Genomic DNA, 16,056 nt, shown 5'->3' on the forward strand with positions numbered 1-16,056 from the left:
GTCCGGAGCCCCGCGCCAAGCGCCCAAGAGCCTCACCACCCCTTCACACAGGGGGTAACACCTTGGGCCCCCACGGCGCTGTTCATGGTCAACTCGCCCAGGACGCCGGTCAGGCGGCCTGGAGCTCCAGCCTGGCGCCGAACTCGCGGACCGCCGGCTCGTCCGCGTACGGCTCGAACCGCTGCTGGAGATCATCGAGATATTCGGCACCCCGGCTGGAGCGCACCGTCCCCAGCAGCTCCATCGCCCGCAACCCCGTGTGGCACGCCTGCTCCACCTCACGCTGCTGCACCTGCGCGGAGGCCAGCAGCACCAGGCCGATGCCCCGGCGCCGGGTCCGGGACTCGGGGAGGGCCGCAAGCGCCTCCTTCGCCCGGCGGGCGGCCGGCTCGGCCTGCCCCAGGTCCCGGTGGCAGTGCGCCAGTTCGTCGGCGAGGTAGCCCGCGTCGAAGTGGGAGATCCAGACCGGGTCGTCGCCCTTCTCCGGCTCGGCCTGCTCCAGGGCGGCCATCGCCCGGCCCGCCGCGGCCTGGCAGGCGCGGGCGTCGCCCATCAGCGCGTGGCCCCGGGCCTCCGCCGCGTGGAACATCGCCTCCGCCCGCGGGGTCACGCGTCCCCGGGCGCCCTCCTGCGCGGCCCGCGCCAGCTGGGCGATCTCGCGCGGATTGCCGAGCTGCGCCGCGAGATGGCTCATCGAGGCGGCCAGCACATAGCCCCCGTAGGCCCGGTCGCCCGCGGCCTGGGCCAGTCGCAGCGCCTGGATGTAGTACCGCTGGGCCAGCCCGGGCTGGCCGGTGTCCACGGCCATGTAACCGGCGAGCTCCGTGAGTCGGGCGACCGCGCCGAACAGCTCCCGGCCGACCGATTCGCGGTACGCCCCCGAAAGGAGCCCGGACACCACGCTGTTGAGGTAGTGCACCAGGACGGGTCGCACATGTCCGCTGCCGAAGCGGTGGTCGAGGTCGACGAGCGCGGCCGTCATCGCCCGCACGGCCTCCACGTCCGGCATGCCCACCCGGTTCCCGGAGGTCCTCGCCACCTGCGGGTCGGCGCCCGTGATCAGCCAGTCGCGGCTGGGCTCGACCAGGGCGGAGGCGGCCACCGCCGATCCGGACAGCAGGTCGCGGCGGCCGACGTCGCTGCGCCAGAGCTCACAGACCTGCTCGACGGCGCCGAGCACGGTGGGCGCGAACTGCAGGCCGACGCCGGAGGCCAGGCTCTTGCCGTTGGCCATGCCGATCTCGTCGATCGTGACCGTGCGGCCGAGCTTGCGCCCGATCGCCTCGGCGATGATCCCCGGCGCCCTGCCGCGCGGCTGCTGTCCGCGCAGCCAGCGGGCCACCGACGTCTTGTCGTAACGGAGATCGAGACCCCGCTCCGCCCCGACCATGTTCACCCGGCGTGCGAGACCGGCGTTGGAACACGCCGCCTCCTGGATGAGCGTCTGGAGCCGTTCGTTCGGCTGACGGGCGACGAGAGGTCTGGCTGCCATATTTCCCCCTGGGACCGCAGTGGTTCGGTGCTGGAATCACTGCCCGGCACGGCACAAGAAATGCGCATATTCATCTGTATCGGGTACGAGTCGTGGTGAGTTGGCGCAGTCCTGCACCTGGTTACCCGCACACCGGTGCGTTTCCTCCCACGCGCCCCCGGCCGTGCATCCGTGCGCCCCGCATGCAGGATCGATCCCTCTCGAAGGGCACACACGCGCCCGTAACCCCTGGTGGCGGCGGGAGTTGAGCGGGGCGTGGAAGAGCCCATCGGAGTGACGGAAGCCGCCCGGATCCCCCGGCAGCGGAGTGACCAGCTGCTCGAGGCCGCGGCCTGGTACGCCCAGGAACGGCACTGGGACGTGTTTCCCGGCACCTGGCTCGACGCCGCCGGGGGGACGGAGCGCTGCTCGTGCGGTGACACCGGTTGCGCCGCCCCCGGAGCTCATCCCACCCGGCCCGACTGGGCGGGCCAGGCGACCGGCAGCGCCGCCGCGGCCCGCAGGATGTGGGCCAGGCAGCCCGGGTCGTCGGTCCTGCTGCCCGCGGGCCGGACCTTCGACGCCCTGGACGTACCGGAGTCCGCCGGCTTCCTGGCCCTCGCCAGGATGGAGCGCATGGGCCTCACGCTCGGCCCGGTGACCCGGACCCCGGACCGCCGGATGCTGTTCTTCGCCCTGCCGGGCGCGGCCGCCAAGGCACCCGTACTCGTAGGGCAACTGGGCTGGGACGCCGGGACGATCGGCCTGACGGGAGCCGGCGAGGGGCACTACGTGGCCGCGCCGCCGACCCGGGTGGCCGGACGCGGCGCCGTGCAGTGGGCCCGCAGGCCCGCCCGCGCCGATCTCTGGCTGCCCGACGCGGAGGAGCTGATCAGCCCGCTCGCGTACGCCTGCGCCCGGGAGGCGGCCGACGCCCGGACACGTCTTTCGTAGGGTGGTCCCCACACGTGGGGATATCGAAAGGCAGTGCCATGCCGGACCAGGCGGACAGCACGGGCAGGACGGACATCGCGGGCGGGACCGTGGCGCCACCGCCCGCCGTGCGGGTCGAGGGGCTGTGGAAGCGGTTCGGGGAGCAGGTCGCGGTCGGCGGGATCGATCTGGAGCTGCCGGCCGGCAAGTTCATCGGCCTGGTCGGCCCGAACGGTGCGGGGAAGACGACCACCCTCTCGATGGTGACCGGGCTGCTCAGGCCCGACATGGGGCGGATCGAGGTCGCCGGCCACGACGTGTGGCGTGACCCGGTCGAGGTGAAGGCCCGGATCGGGGTGCTGCCGGAGGGGCTGCGGCTCTTCGAGCGCCTCTCCGGGCGTGAACTCCTCGGCTACACCGGGCGTCTGCGCGGGCTTCCGGGCGCCGAGGTCGACAAGCGGGCCACCCAGCTGCTCGACGTGCTGGATCTCGCGGGGGCGCAGCACAAGCTGGTCGTCGACTACTCGACCGGGATGCGGAAGAAGATCGGGCTGGCGTCCGCGCTGCTGCACAACCCCGAAGTGCTGTTCCTCGACGAGCCGTTCGAGGGCGTCGACCCGGTGTCGGCGCAGACCATCCGCGGGGTGCTGGAGCGCTACACCCGCTCCGGCGCGACCGTGGTCTTCTCCAGCCATGTGATGGAGCTCGTCGAGTCCCTCTGCGACTGGGTGGCCGTCATGGCGGCGGGTCGGATCCGCGCCCGGGGCACGCTGGACGAGGTGCGCGGCGACGCGGCCTCCCTCCAGGACGCCTTCCTGGAACTGGTCGGCGCGGGCGCCCGGGACACCGGGGACTCCCTGGACTGGCTGGGCGGTGCACGATGACGGTGCTGGACGCCCCCGCGGGTTCCGCCGTCCCCGCCGTGCCCGGCCAGGGCATCGTCCCCGTCTTCGTACGGCTCAAGCTGACGCTGCTGCGCAACGGGCTGCGCCAGTCGTCCGGGCGCCGGGCCGCCTATGTCGCGTCGCTCGTCGTCTCCCTGCTGTTCGCGGTGGCCCAGGTGATCGGCCTGGTCGCGCTCCGGGGGCATGCCCAGGCGGGCACCCTGGTGGTGCTGCTGACCGCGGTGGTGGCGGTGGGCTGGGCGGTGATGCCGCTGTTCTTCCCGAGCGGTGACGAGACCCTGGACCCGAGCCGGCTGGTGATGCTGCCGCTGCGGCCCCGCCCCCTGATCGGGGCGCTGCTGGTGGCCTCGCTGATCGGCATCGGCCCGCTCTTCACGCTCGCCCTGGTCTTCGGCTCGGTGATCGCGGTGGCGCACGGCGCCGCGGCGGTGGTGTTCGGGGTGGTCGCCGTGCCGCTGACGCTGCTGGTCTGTGTGGCGCTGGCGCGGTCCGTCGCGACGGCCAACATCCGGTTGCTGACCTCACGCAAGGGCCGCGACCTCGCGGTGCTCAGCGGGCTGGTCATCGCGGTGGGCATCCAGTTCGTCAACTTCGGCGTGCAGCGCCTGGGCCAGGGGAGCGGGCTGTCCTCGCTCGAACCGGTCGCGGACGTGGTGCGCTGGCTGCCGCCGGCCTCCGCTCTCGGCGCCGTGGAGTCCGCTTCCGAGGGTTCGTACGGCGCGGCGCTCGGTCAGCTGCTGATCTCGGTGCTCGCGCTGGGCGGCCTGATGTGGCTGTGGCAGCGGAGCCTGGTGAAGCTGATGACGTCACCGGACGGCTCCACGCTCGCCGCCGCCGAGCCCTCGGCACGCCGGTCGGGCACCGAGCGCTCCGGGCTCTTCTCGCTGCTGCCCGAGGGGCGCACGGGCACCGTGATGGAGCGGAGCCTGAGGTATGTCGTACGCGACCCGAAGACCAAGGCGTCCTGGGTGAGCGCCCTGGCGATCGGCCTGATCGTTCCCGTGCTCAACGCGGTGCAGGGGTCCGGGTCGGTCTACTTCGCGTGCTTCGCGGCCGGGATGCTCGGCATGCAGATGTACAACCAGTTCGGGCAGGACACGTCCGCCTTCTGGATGGTGGCCCTGTCCGTCTCCTCGACCCGGGACGCCTATGTGGAACTCCGGGCACGTGCGCTGGCGTTGCTGCTGATCACTTTGCCGTACACGGTCGTGGTGACGGTGGTGACCGCGGCGGTGCTCGGCGACTGGGCGGCGCTGCCGGGGGTCATGGGGCTGTCGTTCGCCCTGCTGGGCGCCATGCTGGCGACGGGCGCCCTGGCCTCGGCCCTCTTCCCGTACTCGATCCCTCAGGACGGGGCGTTCAAGAACGTCGTTCCGGGGCAGGCCGGGCTCGCCTGGATCTCCATCCTCGGCGGCATGGTCGCCGCGGCGGTGCTCAGCGGGCCGGTGATCGGACTGACGATCTGGCTGCACGTCGCGGACCATCAGGACCAGTTGTGGCTGCTGCTGCCGGTGGGGGCGGTCTACGGTGCGCTCATCGGTTGGGTGGGCGTGCGGCTGGCGGCGCCGCGCACGGCGGACCGGCTCCCGGAGATCCTGGCCGCGGTCAGCAAGGGCTGAGGGGCCGGCTCACCGGGCGGGGCGCCCGGGTCGGCCTCCGGTGATCAGAGGCTCACGGCCTGCCGGTCGTCCCGGTCGTCCCGGCATCAGGGGCTGACGGCCTCCCGGTCGTCCCGGAAGCCGTCGGAGAGGCGCTCCAGGAAGGGCTCCACCGCCCGGCGCCAGCCCTCCGGCCGGTCGTAGTGGACGAGGTGGCCGGCGTCCTCCACCTCGGCGTACTGCCCGCGCGGCAGCACGCGGACCATCTCCTGGGCCTCGGCCCTGCCCAGCTCCCCCTCGATCCCGCGCAGGACCAGGGTGGGGCAGCGCACCTGCGCCAGCTCCTCCCAGTGGGCGTCGTAGACCCAGGTGGCCCGGGACGTCAGCATCTGCTCCTGGGAGAAGACGGGCCGCCAGCCGTCGGCGCTCTCGGCCATGACCTCGGCGAAGAACTCACCGCGGGAGGGGTTGGGCCGCTCCACCCAGGGGTCGTCCTCGCCGAACCACTTCCGTACGTCGGCGAGCGTCGCGAAGGGGAGCGGCCAGGTGGTGAACCAGTCCGCCCATTCCCGCTGGGACGCCGCCCCGAGCGCGGAGGCCCGCATGTCGCAGATGATCAGCGCCTTGACGAGGTCGGGGCGTTTCGCGGCGAGCTGCCAGGCGGTGAGCGCACCCATCGAGTGCCCGATCAGGGTGACCGGCCCGAGGTCGAGCTGTTCGATCGCGGCCTCGGCGTCCGCGACGTAGGCATCGCGGGTGTACGGCCCGTCGGCCGGCTTCTCGCTGCGCCCGTGACCGCGCTGGTCGAGGCCGACCGGGCGGTGGCGCTCGGAGAGCCAGCGGGCGGTGGAGGCCCAGTGCGTGGCCCGGCCCATCAGCCCGTGGAGCATTAAGATCCCGGGGGCTCGTCCGGCTTCCGCGCGCCCTTTGGGAGGATCGGCGAACTCCCAGGCCGCGAGGCGTAGGCCGTCCGATCCGGTCACATCGATGCGCCGCACCATAGGTTCTGGCACCCCCTTCTGGTCCTCGATCACCATGTGTTCGCGCGTGCCAGACTATCGAACCTTTATTCGAAAACCTGCTTCTGGCTCGCAACATCCCACGTTTGAGTGACAGTGGTTCAGGATTGACGACGCCTCCCCAGGGGAGACCTTCTCCGGGAAGCGGACCGCTCGGGGACAGGGGTCCGCGGGGACTGACCTGAAGAGCTCGGGGCTCCAGGTCAGCGCAGGGGAGGACCGGCCCCGGCGCCTTCGGGCGTCGGGGCCGTCCCCTCTTCCGTTACGGACGGATCCGCGCTCCCGGCGGACCGCCGGGACCGTCCCGCCGACCGCCCGGGCGGTGCGGAGGCCCACCGGCGCGATTCGAACACCCGGCACGGCCGTGGCCGCACCGGGGGGCGTGGCAGCGGGGTGCGGCGTGAAGTCATGGGGACGTGGGCGGGTATGCGCCCCGGGACGCGTGCGGGTATGCACCCCGGACCCGGGACGCGTGCGGGTATGCACCCCGGACCCGGGACGCGTGCGGGCGCCCGGCGCACGGACGCCGGAAGGCCCGGCAGTCACCCCACGGTGCATGTGCCAGCGCGACGGGCGCATTCCCCGCTCCCTCCCCGGCCGTCCGGCAGACTCCGCCGGCACCCTCAGGTCATAGGCCTGGCCACAGCCTGGCACGCGTTTCGCCCGGGCGCTGCGATTCCGGGCGGAAAACAGAAACCGGGCTTACCGGTTCACATCTGCACGTGCATCCGCACCGGCGCCTGCACTCGCGGGCAGGGCACCGGTGCATGGAAAAGCCCTGCTCAGCGCTTGGCTACGAAGACGTGCGAGGCGACCTCGGCGTCCAGTTCGGCCGCCTCACCGCTGGATCCGACCAGCACCCCGCCGGCCGACTCGGTCACGCTGACGACCGAACCGGGCTGCACCCCCGCCCGCCGCAGCGAATACATCAGCTGTGCGTCGGTCTGGATCGGCTCACCGATCCGGCGCACCACCACGGTCTTGCCCTCCGGGCCCGGGTCGAGCTCGGCCAGGCTGACCATGCCCTCGTCCAGGAACGGATCGGCCTCCGCCTTCTCGCCCAGCTCCTCCAGGCCCGGGATCGGGTTCCCGTACGGAGACTCCGTCGGGTGCCGCAGCAGCTCCAGGACCCGGCGCTCCACGGCCTCGCTCATCACGTGCTCCCAGCGGCAGGCCTCGGCGTGGACCTGCTCCCACTCCAGGCCGATGACGTCGACGAGCAGACACTCGGCGAGCCGGTGCTTGCGCATCACCCGCGTCGCCAGGCGGCGCCCCTCCTCGGTCAGCTCCAGATGGCGGTCCCCCGCGACCTGGACCAGGCCGTCCCGCTCCATGCGCGCCACCGTCTGGCTGACCGTCGGACCGCTCTGGTCCAGCCGTTCGGCGATGCGGGCGCGCATGGGGACCACGCCTTCCTCTTCGAGCTCGAGGATGGTGCGGAGGTACATCTCCGTGGTATCGATCAGTCCGGACATACGTGCCCCTCGATGCTGTGACATGAAGTCGTCGTGCGATGGCCCTCCACCAATTCTGACGCATGGCACCGACAACCGTGCCCCGCCGTCGTGACTCCGTGCCGACGGCCGGTCCGGAGCGCTATTGACAGTCCACTGGTCCAGACCGCAACGTGATCCGCGACACGGGCACCGCACGGACCCCCCACCCCCGCAGGAAAGGCCTCCTCGATGAGCGACAGCAAGCTCGCCGGTCAGTTCTTCGACGCAGCGATCGGCCTGCTGGAGCGGGTGCGCGACGAGGAGTCCGCAGCGGTCGCCGCCGCGGGTGCCGCGATCGCCGACACCGTCGCCGCGGGCGGGCGGCTCTTCGCCTTCGGTGCCGGGCACTCCTCGCTCGCCGCGCAGGACGTCGTCTACCGTGCGGGCGGACTGGCCCTGATGAACCTGCTCGCCGTGCCCGGCACCGTCGGCGTCGACGTCATGCCGGCCACGCTCGGCTCCGCGCTGGAGCGGGTGGACGGCCTCGCGAGCGCCGTGCTCGACTCCAGCCCGGCCCGGGCCGGCGATCTCCTCGTGATCATCTCCCTGTCGGGGCGGAACGCCCTGCCCGTGGAGATGGCGCAGAACGCCCGGGCGCTCGGCCTGACGGTGGTCGGCGTCACCTCGGTCGCGTACACGACGGGCACCAGGTCCCGGCACGTCTCGGGCGGATTCCTCCGGGACCACTGCGACATCGTGCTCGACAGCAAGATCGCGATCGGTGACGCGGAGCTGAGCGCGGAGGGCGTCGAGGCTCCGTTCGCCCCCGCGTCGACCGTCGTCACCAGCGCCCTGATGCAGGCCATGATGGCCACCGCCGCGGAGGAGCTCGTCGCCCGCGGCATCGAACCGCCGCTGCTGCGCTCGGGCAACGTCGACGGCGGCCACGAGTGGAACGGGCGCGTGATGCGGGAGTACGGCGACCGCATCTTCTACCGGCACTGAGCGCTCCGGCACGGGGCCGGGGGACGGGCAGGAGGCGGGCGCGTCCGCTCAGACCGGCTCGGGCCCGGCCGTCAGCCGGGCCAGGTCGACCGCCGAGGCGACCCGGACCGCCACACTCTCCGCGTACATCACGTCGGGCCGCTCGAAGGCGCCCCGGTTCGCCGCGCGCAGGAAGGTCACCACACCCAGCGTCCGCCCCCGGCTCCGGAGCACCGCGCACAGGGCGTGCGCCGAGTCCCCCGGCCACTGGTGCTCCACCGCCCACGCCTCGCCCGCCCCCGCCGGCGCCACCGCCCGCACGGAACCCGTACGCTCCACGGCCTGGCACGCGGGGTGCCCCGGTCCGTACCGCACCGGGAGCGAACCGCCGGAGACCGGCAGACACGGGCCCGGCGCGTCGTGAGGCGTGGACGCGGCCCGTACGAGCTTCTCCCCCGCCGTCAGGTCAGCCAGCAGGTCGACCACCACATGGTCGGCGAACCCCGCCAGCGCGTAGTCCAGCGACGTCGTCGCCGCCTCCATGGGGTCCTCGCACTCCGCCGCCTGGCGCGCCGCCCGGTGCAGCTGGTTGGCCCGGAAACGCACCCGGTCCGCTTCCTGCTCCGCGAGCTTCGCCGCCGTGACGTCCCGGAACAGCCAGCCGACCCCCAGCGGGACGGGCTCTTCCGCCAGCGGCGAGGCGAGACGCAGGAACCCGCTGCGCCAGCAGCGCCGCCGCTCGCCCTCGGCGGTCCGCAGGGTCACCCACAGCTCGGCCGGTGCGGACGGCGCACCCTCGGCGAGCACATGCTGCAGCGCCCCCTCCAGTTCCTCGACGCCCTGCACGATCAGCTCACCCAGCGGACGCCCCAGCAGCGTCGTACGCCCGCCGCCCAGTGCCCGGGCCGCGTAGGCGTTGACCACGGTCGGCCGCAGGTCGACGTCCACGGCGACGACCCCCCAGGACGCGTCCTCGAACAGGGCCTCGCCGATCGCGATGGACCGCTCCAGATCGATCTGCGCGTGCACCTCGCTGAACGCGCAGTACACCCCGGCGGGCTTCCCGTCCTCGCCCCGCACCCCCGACGACTGGGTCCGCACGAGGACGCGCCCGCCGTCCTTGCGCAGCAGCGCGAACTCGTGGACCTGCCGCCCCGGCGCGTCCATGACCGCCAGCAGCCGCCCGTGCACGTCCTCCGCGTCCGCGCTCCGCACGGCCCACCCCGCGAAGCCGCGCCGTCCGACAGCCTCGTCGGCGCTCCAGCCGAGGATCCGCTCGGCCTCGCGGTTCCAGTGGGTGATGGTGCCGTGGGCGTCGAACGCGCAGAGCGCGGCGTCCATGCCGTCGAGCAGCGCGGCGAGGAGCCGGGACCCGGGTATCGCCACCGCCGGGGGCTCCCGCCCGGGGTCCTCGTCCGGGCCGATCTCGTCGGTGGTCCCGGTGCTCCTGGAAGCACTCACTCCGTACCCCCTGCATGGCATATTCCGCCGCGGATTCCGCATTGCCGCACGTCAGACCCATTGAACTCGAACGTGAGCCACCACACAGCCACTTCCACGAAATCCGTTGTCCATCGATGGACCCGTTAATTCGCTTGTGTGGTGCCGGGGGGAGTTCTTAGGCTGCTGTCAGCGAAGAAAGGAGGTGTTCCGGAAGTGATTTCTTCTCGGACTCGTGAGGTGACTGCGGGCTGACGCCCGTTGTCGCGCTCTTTCAGTGCAGGCCGGTTGTCGGCCAATCCCAAGCAGTCACCGACCCGCAGGCTCGCCGGTAAGTCCGGCCGGCTCCTCCGCAAGGAGGGACCAGAGCCTGCGGGTTTCTGCGTATCCGGGCCGGGTGGACACCGGCTCACGGGCAGAGGCGCTCCACACGCCACTCGGCGGCCGGGCTCTCCCGGACGTAGCGCAACCGGTCGTGCAGCCGGTTCTCGCGGCCCTGCCAGAATTCGATCGCGTCCGGCACGACGCGGAATCCGCCCCACTGCGGCGGCGCGGGGACCTTCTCGCCCTCCGGGTAGCGGGCGGCGAGCTCCTCGTAGCGGTCGGTCAGCTCCTGGCGGGAGCCGACCACCGTCGACTGCTCGCTGGCCCAGGCGCCCAGCTGGGAGCCGTGCGGGCGGGTGCGGAAGTACGCGACCGTCTCCTCCCGCCCGACGCGGGACGCGGTGCCCGTGACGATGACCTGGCGGGCGAGCGGGTGCCACGGGAAGAGCAGCGAGACGTACGGGTTCGCCGTCAGTTCGCGGCCCTTGCGGGAGCCGTAGTTGGTGAAGAAGACGAAACCGCGGTCGTCGTAGTGCTTCAGCAGCACGGTCCGGGAGGACGGCCGGCCTTGCGAGTCGGCCGTGGAGACCACCATCGCGTTCGGCTCGTGGAGCGCGCCGCCCCCGGCGACCTGGCGGAACCAGTGGGCGAACTGGTCCATGGGGTCGGCGGCGAGGTCCTTCTCGACGAAGTCCTCCGAGCGGTACTGCTCGCGCATCGCGGCCGGATCGGTGGTGCAATCGGATGACGGAACGCGAGAGGAGGCGGAAGCGGAGGACGGAGTGGCATCTGCTGCGGTCACGCGCCCATCCTGCCGCAGCGGGCCGCAATTCCCGCGGGGAGGGGCGGGATCGCCGGTCCGCGAGCCGGGAGGCTGTGCCGGACGTCACCCTTCCCCGCGTCGTGGTAACCCGCCAGTATGCCTGGACCGGCCTTTGTGGCCGTCATACAGCCGCCGAGTCGAGGGAGCCGCCCGATGTCCGACTTCGTACCCGGACTTGAAGGAGTCGTCGCGTTCGAGACGGAGATCGCCGAGCCCGACAAGGAAGGCGGATCGCTCCGTTATCGCGGCGTCGACATCGAGGACCTCGTCGGCCATGTGTCGTTCGGCAACGTCTGGGGTCTGCTGGTGGACGGGGCGTTCAACCCCGGCCTGCCGCCCGCCGAGCCCTTCCCGATCCCGGTCCACTCCGGCGACATCCGCGTCGACGTGCAGTCCGCGCTCGCCATGCTGGCGCCGGTGTGGGGCCTGAAGCCGCTGCTCGACATCGACGAGGAGACCGCCCGCGACGACCTGGCACGGGCCGCCGTGATGGCCCTGTCGTACGTCGCCCAGTCGGCCCGTGGCCAGGGGCTGCCGATGGTTCCGCAGAGCGAGATCGACAAGGCGGAGTCCGTGGTGGAGCGGTTCATGATCCGCTGGCGCGGTGAGCCGGACCCGAAGCACGTCAAGGCCGTCGACGCCTACTGGACGTCGGCCGCCGAGCACGGGATGAACGCCTCCACCTTCACCGCCCGCGTCATCGCTTCGACCGGCGCGGACGTCTCGGCGGCGCTGTCCGGGGCGGTGGGCGCCATGTCGGGCCCCCTGCACGGCGGGGCTCCGTCCCGGGTCCTCGGGATGATCGAGGAGATCGAGCGGACGGGTGACGCCAGGGCCTATGTGAAGCAGGCGCTGGACAGGGGTGAGCGCCTGATGGGCTTCGGCCACCGCGTCTACCGCGCCGAGGACCCCCGCGCCCGGGTCCTGCGCCGCACCGCCCGCGAGCTGGCCGCACCGCGCTTCGAGGTGGCGGAGGCCCTGGAGAAGGCCGCCCTGGAGGAGCTGCACGCCCGCCGCCCCGACCGGGTCCTGGCGACGAACGTGGAGTTCTGGGCGGCCATCGTGCTGGACTTCGCGGAGGTCCCGGCGCACATGTTCACGTCGATGTTCAGCTGCGCCCGTACGGCGGGCTGGTCGGCGCACATCCTGGAGCAGAAGCGGACCGGCCGCCTGGTGCGCCCTTCGGCGACGTACGTCGGCCCGGGCACCCGCGACCCCCGCTCGATCCAGGGGTTCGACCAGCTGGCGGACCTGGGGAACTGACGGGGCGACGGACCGCGGGACGCACCTCAGGGCGCGTCCCGCTCCGTCTGCTCGGCGAGCCGCTTGACGCGGTCGAGCCGCCTGTCCCACTCGCCGGCCAGGGCGGACATCCAGCGGGCCGTCGCGTCCAGCGCGGTGGGCCGCACGGTGTAGCGGACCTCGCGTCCGGCCCGGCGGCCGGCGGCCAGTCCCACGGCGTCCAGGACGGTGAGGTGCTTGACCACCGCCTGGCGTGAGACGGGCAGCGCTTCCGCGAGGGCCGTGGCGGTGGCCTCCCCCTGCGCGGCGAGCAGGTCGAGTATGCGGCGTCGCATGGGGTCCGCCAGCGCGCCGAGGACGCCTTCGACGTCCTCGGCGGCTTCGCCGGGCCCTCCGGTCACGCCGCCTGCCGTTCGGCCCGCGCCTTCAACGCGTCCAGCACCTGCGGCCAGCCGCCGGTGTTGTCCTCGTAGGCCTTGGCCCGGAGCTCCTCGGACCCGGTCAGGGCGGCGAATCCGCTCTCCACCACGCGGAGCCTGGTGGAGTCCCCCTCCGGCGTGAGGCTGAACTCCACGAGGGTGCTGTTGCCCTCGCCCAGCCCTTCGCCGGGGAAGGCGCTTGCCCAGCGGTAGGCCACGTACGTCAGGGGCTCGACCTTCTCCACGTACACCGGGAACTCGCCGTACTCGGCGTTCTTCACCACGGTCGTCACACCCTCCTTCGCCACCGTGCCGGGCAGGCTCGCTTCCTCGGCCACCCAGAAGCCGGGCTGGGTCACCAGTGACCAGACCCGTTCCAGGGATGCCGCGATCAGGGTCTCGCGCTCGATCCGGTCCTCACTCACGACAGGCTCCTCTGCTTCCGCCATCAGGTGTGTGCAACTACAGGGTTGCACGTGCGAGAGTCAGGAGCAACCGTTCGGTTGCGGGTCCGGCCGTCGGGGACGGCCCAGCACGTCGTCGATCAGAGCCGCCCACTGCGCGACGACGCGGCCTCTGCGCAACCTGTCGTCCGTCAGGACGTTGGCCAGGCCCAGGCCCCGGGCCATGTCCAGGAGGCCCTGGATCGTCTCGCGTACCCCGGGGCGGGTCTCGTCGGCGCCGAGGAGTTCGACGGCGATGCGGTGGGTCTCGCGGCCCACCCGTGCTTCGAGTTCGGTGACGCGGGGCCGGAGCTGGTCCTCGTTGGACGCGGCGACCCAGAGCTGGAGCGCGGCGCGGAAGAGCGGCCCGGTGTACAGGTCGACGAGCGCGGCGACGACCTCCGTGCGGCCCTGGACGGGCAGTGCGCGCAGGGCGGCGGAGCGTTCCTCGGCGACGTACTCGACGGCGCCGGTGAACAGGTCCTCCCTGGTGGGGAAGTGGTGCTGGGCGGCGCCGCGCGAGACCCCGGCGTGTTCGGCGACGACGGATACGGTGGAGCCCGCCCAGCCGCGTTCGGCGAGGCAGGCGACCGCCGAGGCCAGGAGCCGCTGCCGGGTGGCGCGGCTCCTGTCCTGCTTCGGGGGCGTCACAGCACCCATGCGGGATCCCGTCGTTCCAGGAAGGCCGTCATCCCCTCCCGTGCTTCGTCGGAGGCGAAGAGCGCTGCCGAGCGGGCGATGAGGTCTTCGGCGTGACTGTCGAAACTCCGCAGCACAGTAGCCGTGACCAGCTCCTTCGATGCGGCCAGCCCCTGCGGTGACGCTCTGCGCAGTCCGTCCAGTACCGGTTCGAGCGACTTGTCCACGTCGTCGGCGGCGACGCTCACGAGGCCGATCCGCGCGGCTTCCTCCGCGTCGAAGCGTTCCCCGGTGAGGTAGTAGCGGGCGGCGGCGCGCGGGTCGAGGCGGGGCAGCAGCGGCAGGGAGATCACGGCGGGGGCGAGGCCCAGGCGCGACTCGGTGAGGGCGAAGGAGGACTCGGGGCCCGCGACGGAGATGTCGCACGCCCCGAGCAGCCCGAGGCCGCCGGCCCGGACGTGGCCGGTGACCCGGGCGACGACGGGCTTGGGCAGGGCGACGACGCGCCGCATGAGGGTGACGAGTTCGTGCGGATCGGGCGGCGCGGTGAGGTCGGCGCCCGCGCAGAACGTGTTGCCGGTGTGGGTGAGGACGACGGCGCGGACGGTGTCGTCGGCCGCGCAGCCGGCCAGCGCCTCGGTGAGCTCGCCGACGAGCCGGGCCGAGAGCGCGTTGCGGTTGGCCGGGGAGTCGAGGGTGAGGGTGGTGATTCCTCGGTCGTGGGCCGGGGGTGCCAGGGTCATCGCGCCTTCTCCCGGTCGCGCAGCTCGCGCCGCAGGATCTTGCCGGACACCGCGCGGGGCACCGCCTCGATGAACTCGGCCCGTCTGACCTTCTTGTACGGGGAGACGCGCTCGGCGACGTAGGCGATGACGTCGTCCTCCGTGAGGTCCCCCGCGTCCGGCCGGCGCACCAGGTAGGCCTTGGGGATCTCGTTTCCGTCGGTGTCGGGGACACCGATGACGGCGGCGTCGGCGATCGAGGGGTGGGTCAGCAGGAGCGCCTCCAGGTCGGCGGGGGCGACCTGGTAGCCCTTGTACTTGATGAGTTCCTTGACCCGGTCGACGACGTACAGCCAGCCCTCCGCGTCGACGCGGCCGACGTCCCCGGTGTGCAGCCAGCCCTCCTCGTCGATCATGGCGGCGGTGGCGTCGGGGCGGCCGAGGTAGCCCTTCATCACCTGGGGACCGCGGATGAGGATCTCGCCGTCGGTCCCGTCGCGGACGTCGGCGCAGGGGTCGGTGAGCGAGACGATCCGCATCTCGGTGCCGGGCAGCAGCTTGCCGACCGTGCCCGGCGGCGGGTTCTCCGCGTCCAGGGGCACGACATGGGTGCCGGGCGAGAGCTCCGTCATCCCGTACGCCTGCCGCACGGCGGGCACGCCGAGCCTGGTGGAGCAGGCGGTGGCCAGCCGGGCGTCCAGCGGGGCGGCGGCGCTGACGATGTACTCCAGCGAGGAGAGGTCGTAGTCGCCGACGAGCGGGTGCTTGGCGAGGGCCAGGACGATGGGCGGGGCGACGTACAGACCGGTGATGCGGTGGGTCTGGATCGTCTCCAGGAACTGGGCGAGGTCGAAGCGGGGCAGGACGACGACCGTGGCACCGTAGCGCAGCGGCCCGTTCATGAGGGCGGTCAGCCCGTAGATGTGGAAGAAGGGCAGCACCGCCAGGATGCGTTCGCGTTCGCCGAGGGGGACGAGGGGCCGCAGCTGCTCCAGGTTGGTGGCGATGGAGCGGTGGGTGAGCATGACCCCCTTGGGGGTGCCCGTGGTGCCGGAGGAGTACGGGAGTACGGCGATGTCCTCGGCCGGGTCGAAGGCGATGTCGGGCTCGGGGGCGGTGGACCCCAGCATGTCGAGCACGGAGGTGTGGCCCTCGGCCTGGTCGCAGACGTAGATCTCCTCGATGCCGCCAGCGAGCGCGGCGGCCCGGCGGGCGACGTCGAGGAGCGGGGAGACGGTGACGATCCAGCGGGCGCCCGAGTCCCCCAGCTGTTTGGCGAACTCCTCGGGGGTGGCCAGCGGGTGGATGGTCGTGACGGTGGCGCCGGCCCGGGTCGCCCCGTAGAAGACGGGCGGGTAGGCGATCGTGTTGGGGCTGTGCAGGGCGAGGACGTCGCCCTTGCGCAGGCCCGCCGCGGCGAGGTGGGCGGCGATGCGCCGGTGGAAGGTGTCGAGCTGGGAGTACGTGACGGTCATCCCGCTGGTCCCGTCGATCAGGGCGGGGATGTCACCGAAGTCCTGGGCGTTGCCGAGGACGGCTTCGTGGATGGGTCTTTCGAGGGGCGGGACGTCTGCGTACTCGCTGTGGAACACCATGGCGGTCCCCTTCGACGCGGGTGGAGAGCCGGAATCGCCCCTGCGGGGGCGGATGGGGAGACC

Annotated in this window: 15 protein-coding genes; 5 read left to right on the forward strand and 10 right to left on the reverse strand. The window is 72.5% G+C overall.

Features of this window, described 5'->3' with window-relative positions; all coding sequences use genetic code 11:
* Positions 1-109 precede the first annotated feature (109 nt).
* Positions 110-1,492: a transcriptional regulator gene (locus ACZ32T_RS09170; protein ID WP_467270279.1), complete on the reverse strand. Its 1,383-nt coding sequence runs from the start codon at positions 1,490-1,492 to the stop codon at positions 110-112.
* A 255-nt stretch (positions 1,493-1,747) separates the two neighbouring features.
* Between ACZ32T_RS09170 and ACZ32T_RS09175 the strand changes: the two genes are divergently transcribed.
* From ACZ32T_RS09175 to ACZ32T_RS09185, 3 genes are read left to right on the forward strand one after another with little or no spacing between them, the layout of a single operon-like run.
* Positions 1,748-2,425, forward strand: coding sequence for a bifunctional DNA primase/polymerase (locus ACZ32T_RS09175; RefSeq protein WP_467366062.1), 678 nt, complete (start codon positions 1,748-1,750; stop codon positions 2,423-2,425).
* 38 nt (positions 2,426-2,463) lie between these two features.
* Positions 2,464-3,288, forward strand: coding sequence for an ABC transporter ATP-binding protein (locus ACZ32T_RS09180; RefSeq protein WP_467270276.1), 825 nt, complete (start codon positions 2,464-2,466; stop codon positions 3,286-3,288).
* Complete coding sequence (locus tag ACZ32T_RS09185) at positions 3,285-4,928, forward strand: transporter (RefSeq protein WP_467366064.1); 1,644 nt, start codon at positions 3,285-3,287, stop codon at positions 4,926-4,928. The genes ACZ32T_RS09180 and ACZ32T_RS09185 overlap by 4 nt, the downstream gene beginning before the upstream one ends.
* An 86-nt stretch (positions 4,929-5,014) precedes the next feature.
* On the opposite strand, the gene ACZ32T_RS09190 is transcribed toward ACZ32T_RS09185, so the two are convergent.
* A complete protein-coding gene (locus ACZ32T_RS09190; RefSeq protein WP_467270273.1) occupies positions 5,015-5,908 on the reverse strand; it encodes an alpha/beta fold hydrolase in 894 nt (297 codons plus the stop codon).
* Positions 5,909-6,708: 800 nt separating this feature from the next.
* Entirely contained in the window at positions 6,709-7,401 is a 693-nt protein-coding gene (locus ACZ32T_RS09195; RefSeq protein WP_401512769.1) for a metal-dependent transcriptional regulator, read from the reverse strand.
* A 210-nt stretch (positions 7,402-7,611) separates the two neighbouring features.
* Here ACZ32T_RS09195 and ACZ32T_RS09200 point away from each other — a divergent pair, with 210 nt between their 5' ends.
* The gene (locus tag ACZ32T_RS09200) at positions 7,612-8,367 is read left to right on the forward strand and encodes an SIS domain-containing protein (RefSeq protein WP_467366066.1); all 756 of its coding nucleotides are present in this window, start codon (positions 7,612-7,614) and stop codon (positions 8,365-8,367) included.
* A 48-nt stretch (positions 8,368-8,415) separates the two neighbouring features.
* On the opposite strand, the gene ACZ32T_RS09205 is transcribed toward ACZ32T_RS09200, so the two are convergent.
* Complete coding sequence (locus ACZ32T_RS09205) at positions 8,416-9,807, reverse strand: PAS domain-containing protein (protein WP_467270269.1); 1,392 nt, start codon at positions 9,805-9,807, stop codon at positions 8,416-8,418.
* A 388-nt stretch (positions 9,808-10,195) separates the two neighbouring features.
* The gene (pdxH, locus tag ACZ32T_RS09210) at positions 10,196-10,828 is read right to left on the reverse strand and encodes a pyridoxamine 5'-phosphate oxidase (RefSeq protein WP_467270322.1); all 633 of its coding nucleotides are present in this window, start codon (positions 10,826-10,828) and stop codon (positions 10,196-10,198) included.
* Between the two features lie 258 nt (positions 10,829-11,086).
* On the opposite strand from pdxH, the gene ACZ32T_RS09215 reads away from it, so the two are divergent.
* Positions 11,087-12,196 (forward strand): citrate synthase 2, encoded by a 1,110-nt coding sequence (locus ACZ32T_RS09215; protein WP_467270267.1) that lies wholly within the window; start codon positions 11,087-11,089, stop codon positions 12,194-12,196.
* 26 nt (positions 12,197-12,222) lie between these two features.
* Here ACZ32T_RS09215 and ACZ32T_RS09220 read toward each other — a convergent pair whose 3' ends face one another.
* Genes ACZ32T_RS09220 through ACZ32T_RS09240 form a run of 5 tightly spaced genes read right to left on the reverse strand, consistent with a single transcriptional unit; the run spans position 12,223 to position 15,993 of the window.
* Positions 12,223-12,576 carry an ArsR/SmtB family transcription factor gene (locus ACZ32T_RS09220; RefSeq protein WP_467366068.1) on the reverse strand — a complete coding sequence of 118 codons (354 nt, stop codon included), beginning with the start codon at positions 12,574-12,576 and terminating at the stop codon, positions 12,223-12,225.
* Entirely contained in the window at positions 12,573-13,019 is a 447-nt protein-coding gene (locus ACZ32T_RS09225) for an SRPBCC domain-containing protein (RefSeq protein ID WP_467270264.1), read from the reverse strand. Before ACZ32T_RS09225 ends, ACZ32T_RS09220 begins: the two co-directional genes overlap by 4 nt.
* Before the next feature lie 60 nt (positions 13,020-13,079).
* Entirely contained in the window at positions 13,080-13,697 is a 618-nt protein-coding gene (locus ACZ32T_RS09230) for a TetR/AcrR family transcriptional regulator (RefSeq protein WP_467270263.1), read from the reverse strand.
* A complete protein-coding gene (locus ACZ32T_RS09235) occupies positions 13,685-14,419 on the reverse strand; it encodes an enoyl-CoA hydratase family protein (RefSeq protein ID WP_467366070.1) in 735 nt (244 codons plus the stop codon). The genes ACZ32T_RS09230 and ACZ32T_RS09235 overlap by 13 nt, the downstream gene beginning before the upstream one ends.
* A complete protein-coding gene (locus ACZ32T_RS09240) occupies positions 14,416-15,993 on the reverse strand; it encodes a 4-coumarate--CoA ligase family protein (RefSeq protein WP_467366072.1) in 1,578 nt (525 codons plus the stop codon). The genes ACZ32T_RS09235 and ACZ32T_RS09240 overlap by 4 nt, the downstream gene beginning before the upstream one ends.
* Positions 15,994-16,056 lie beyond the last annotated feature (63 nt).

The sequence above is a fragment of the Streptomyces sp. NPDC023573 genome (assembly GCF_055559735.1).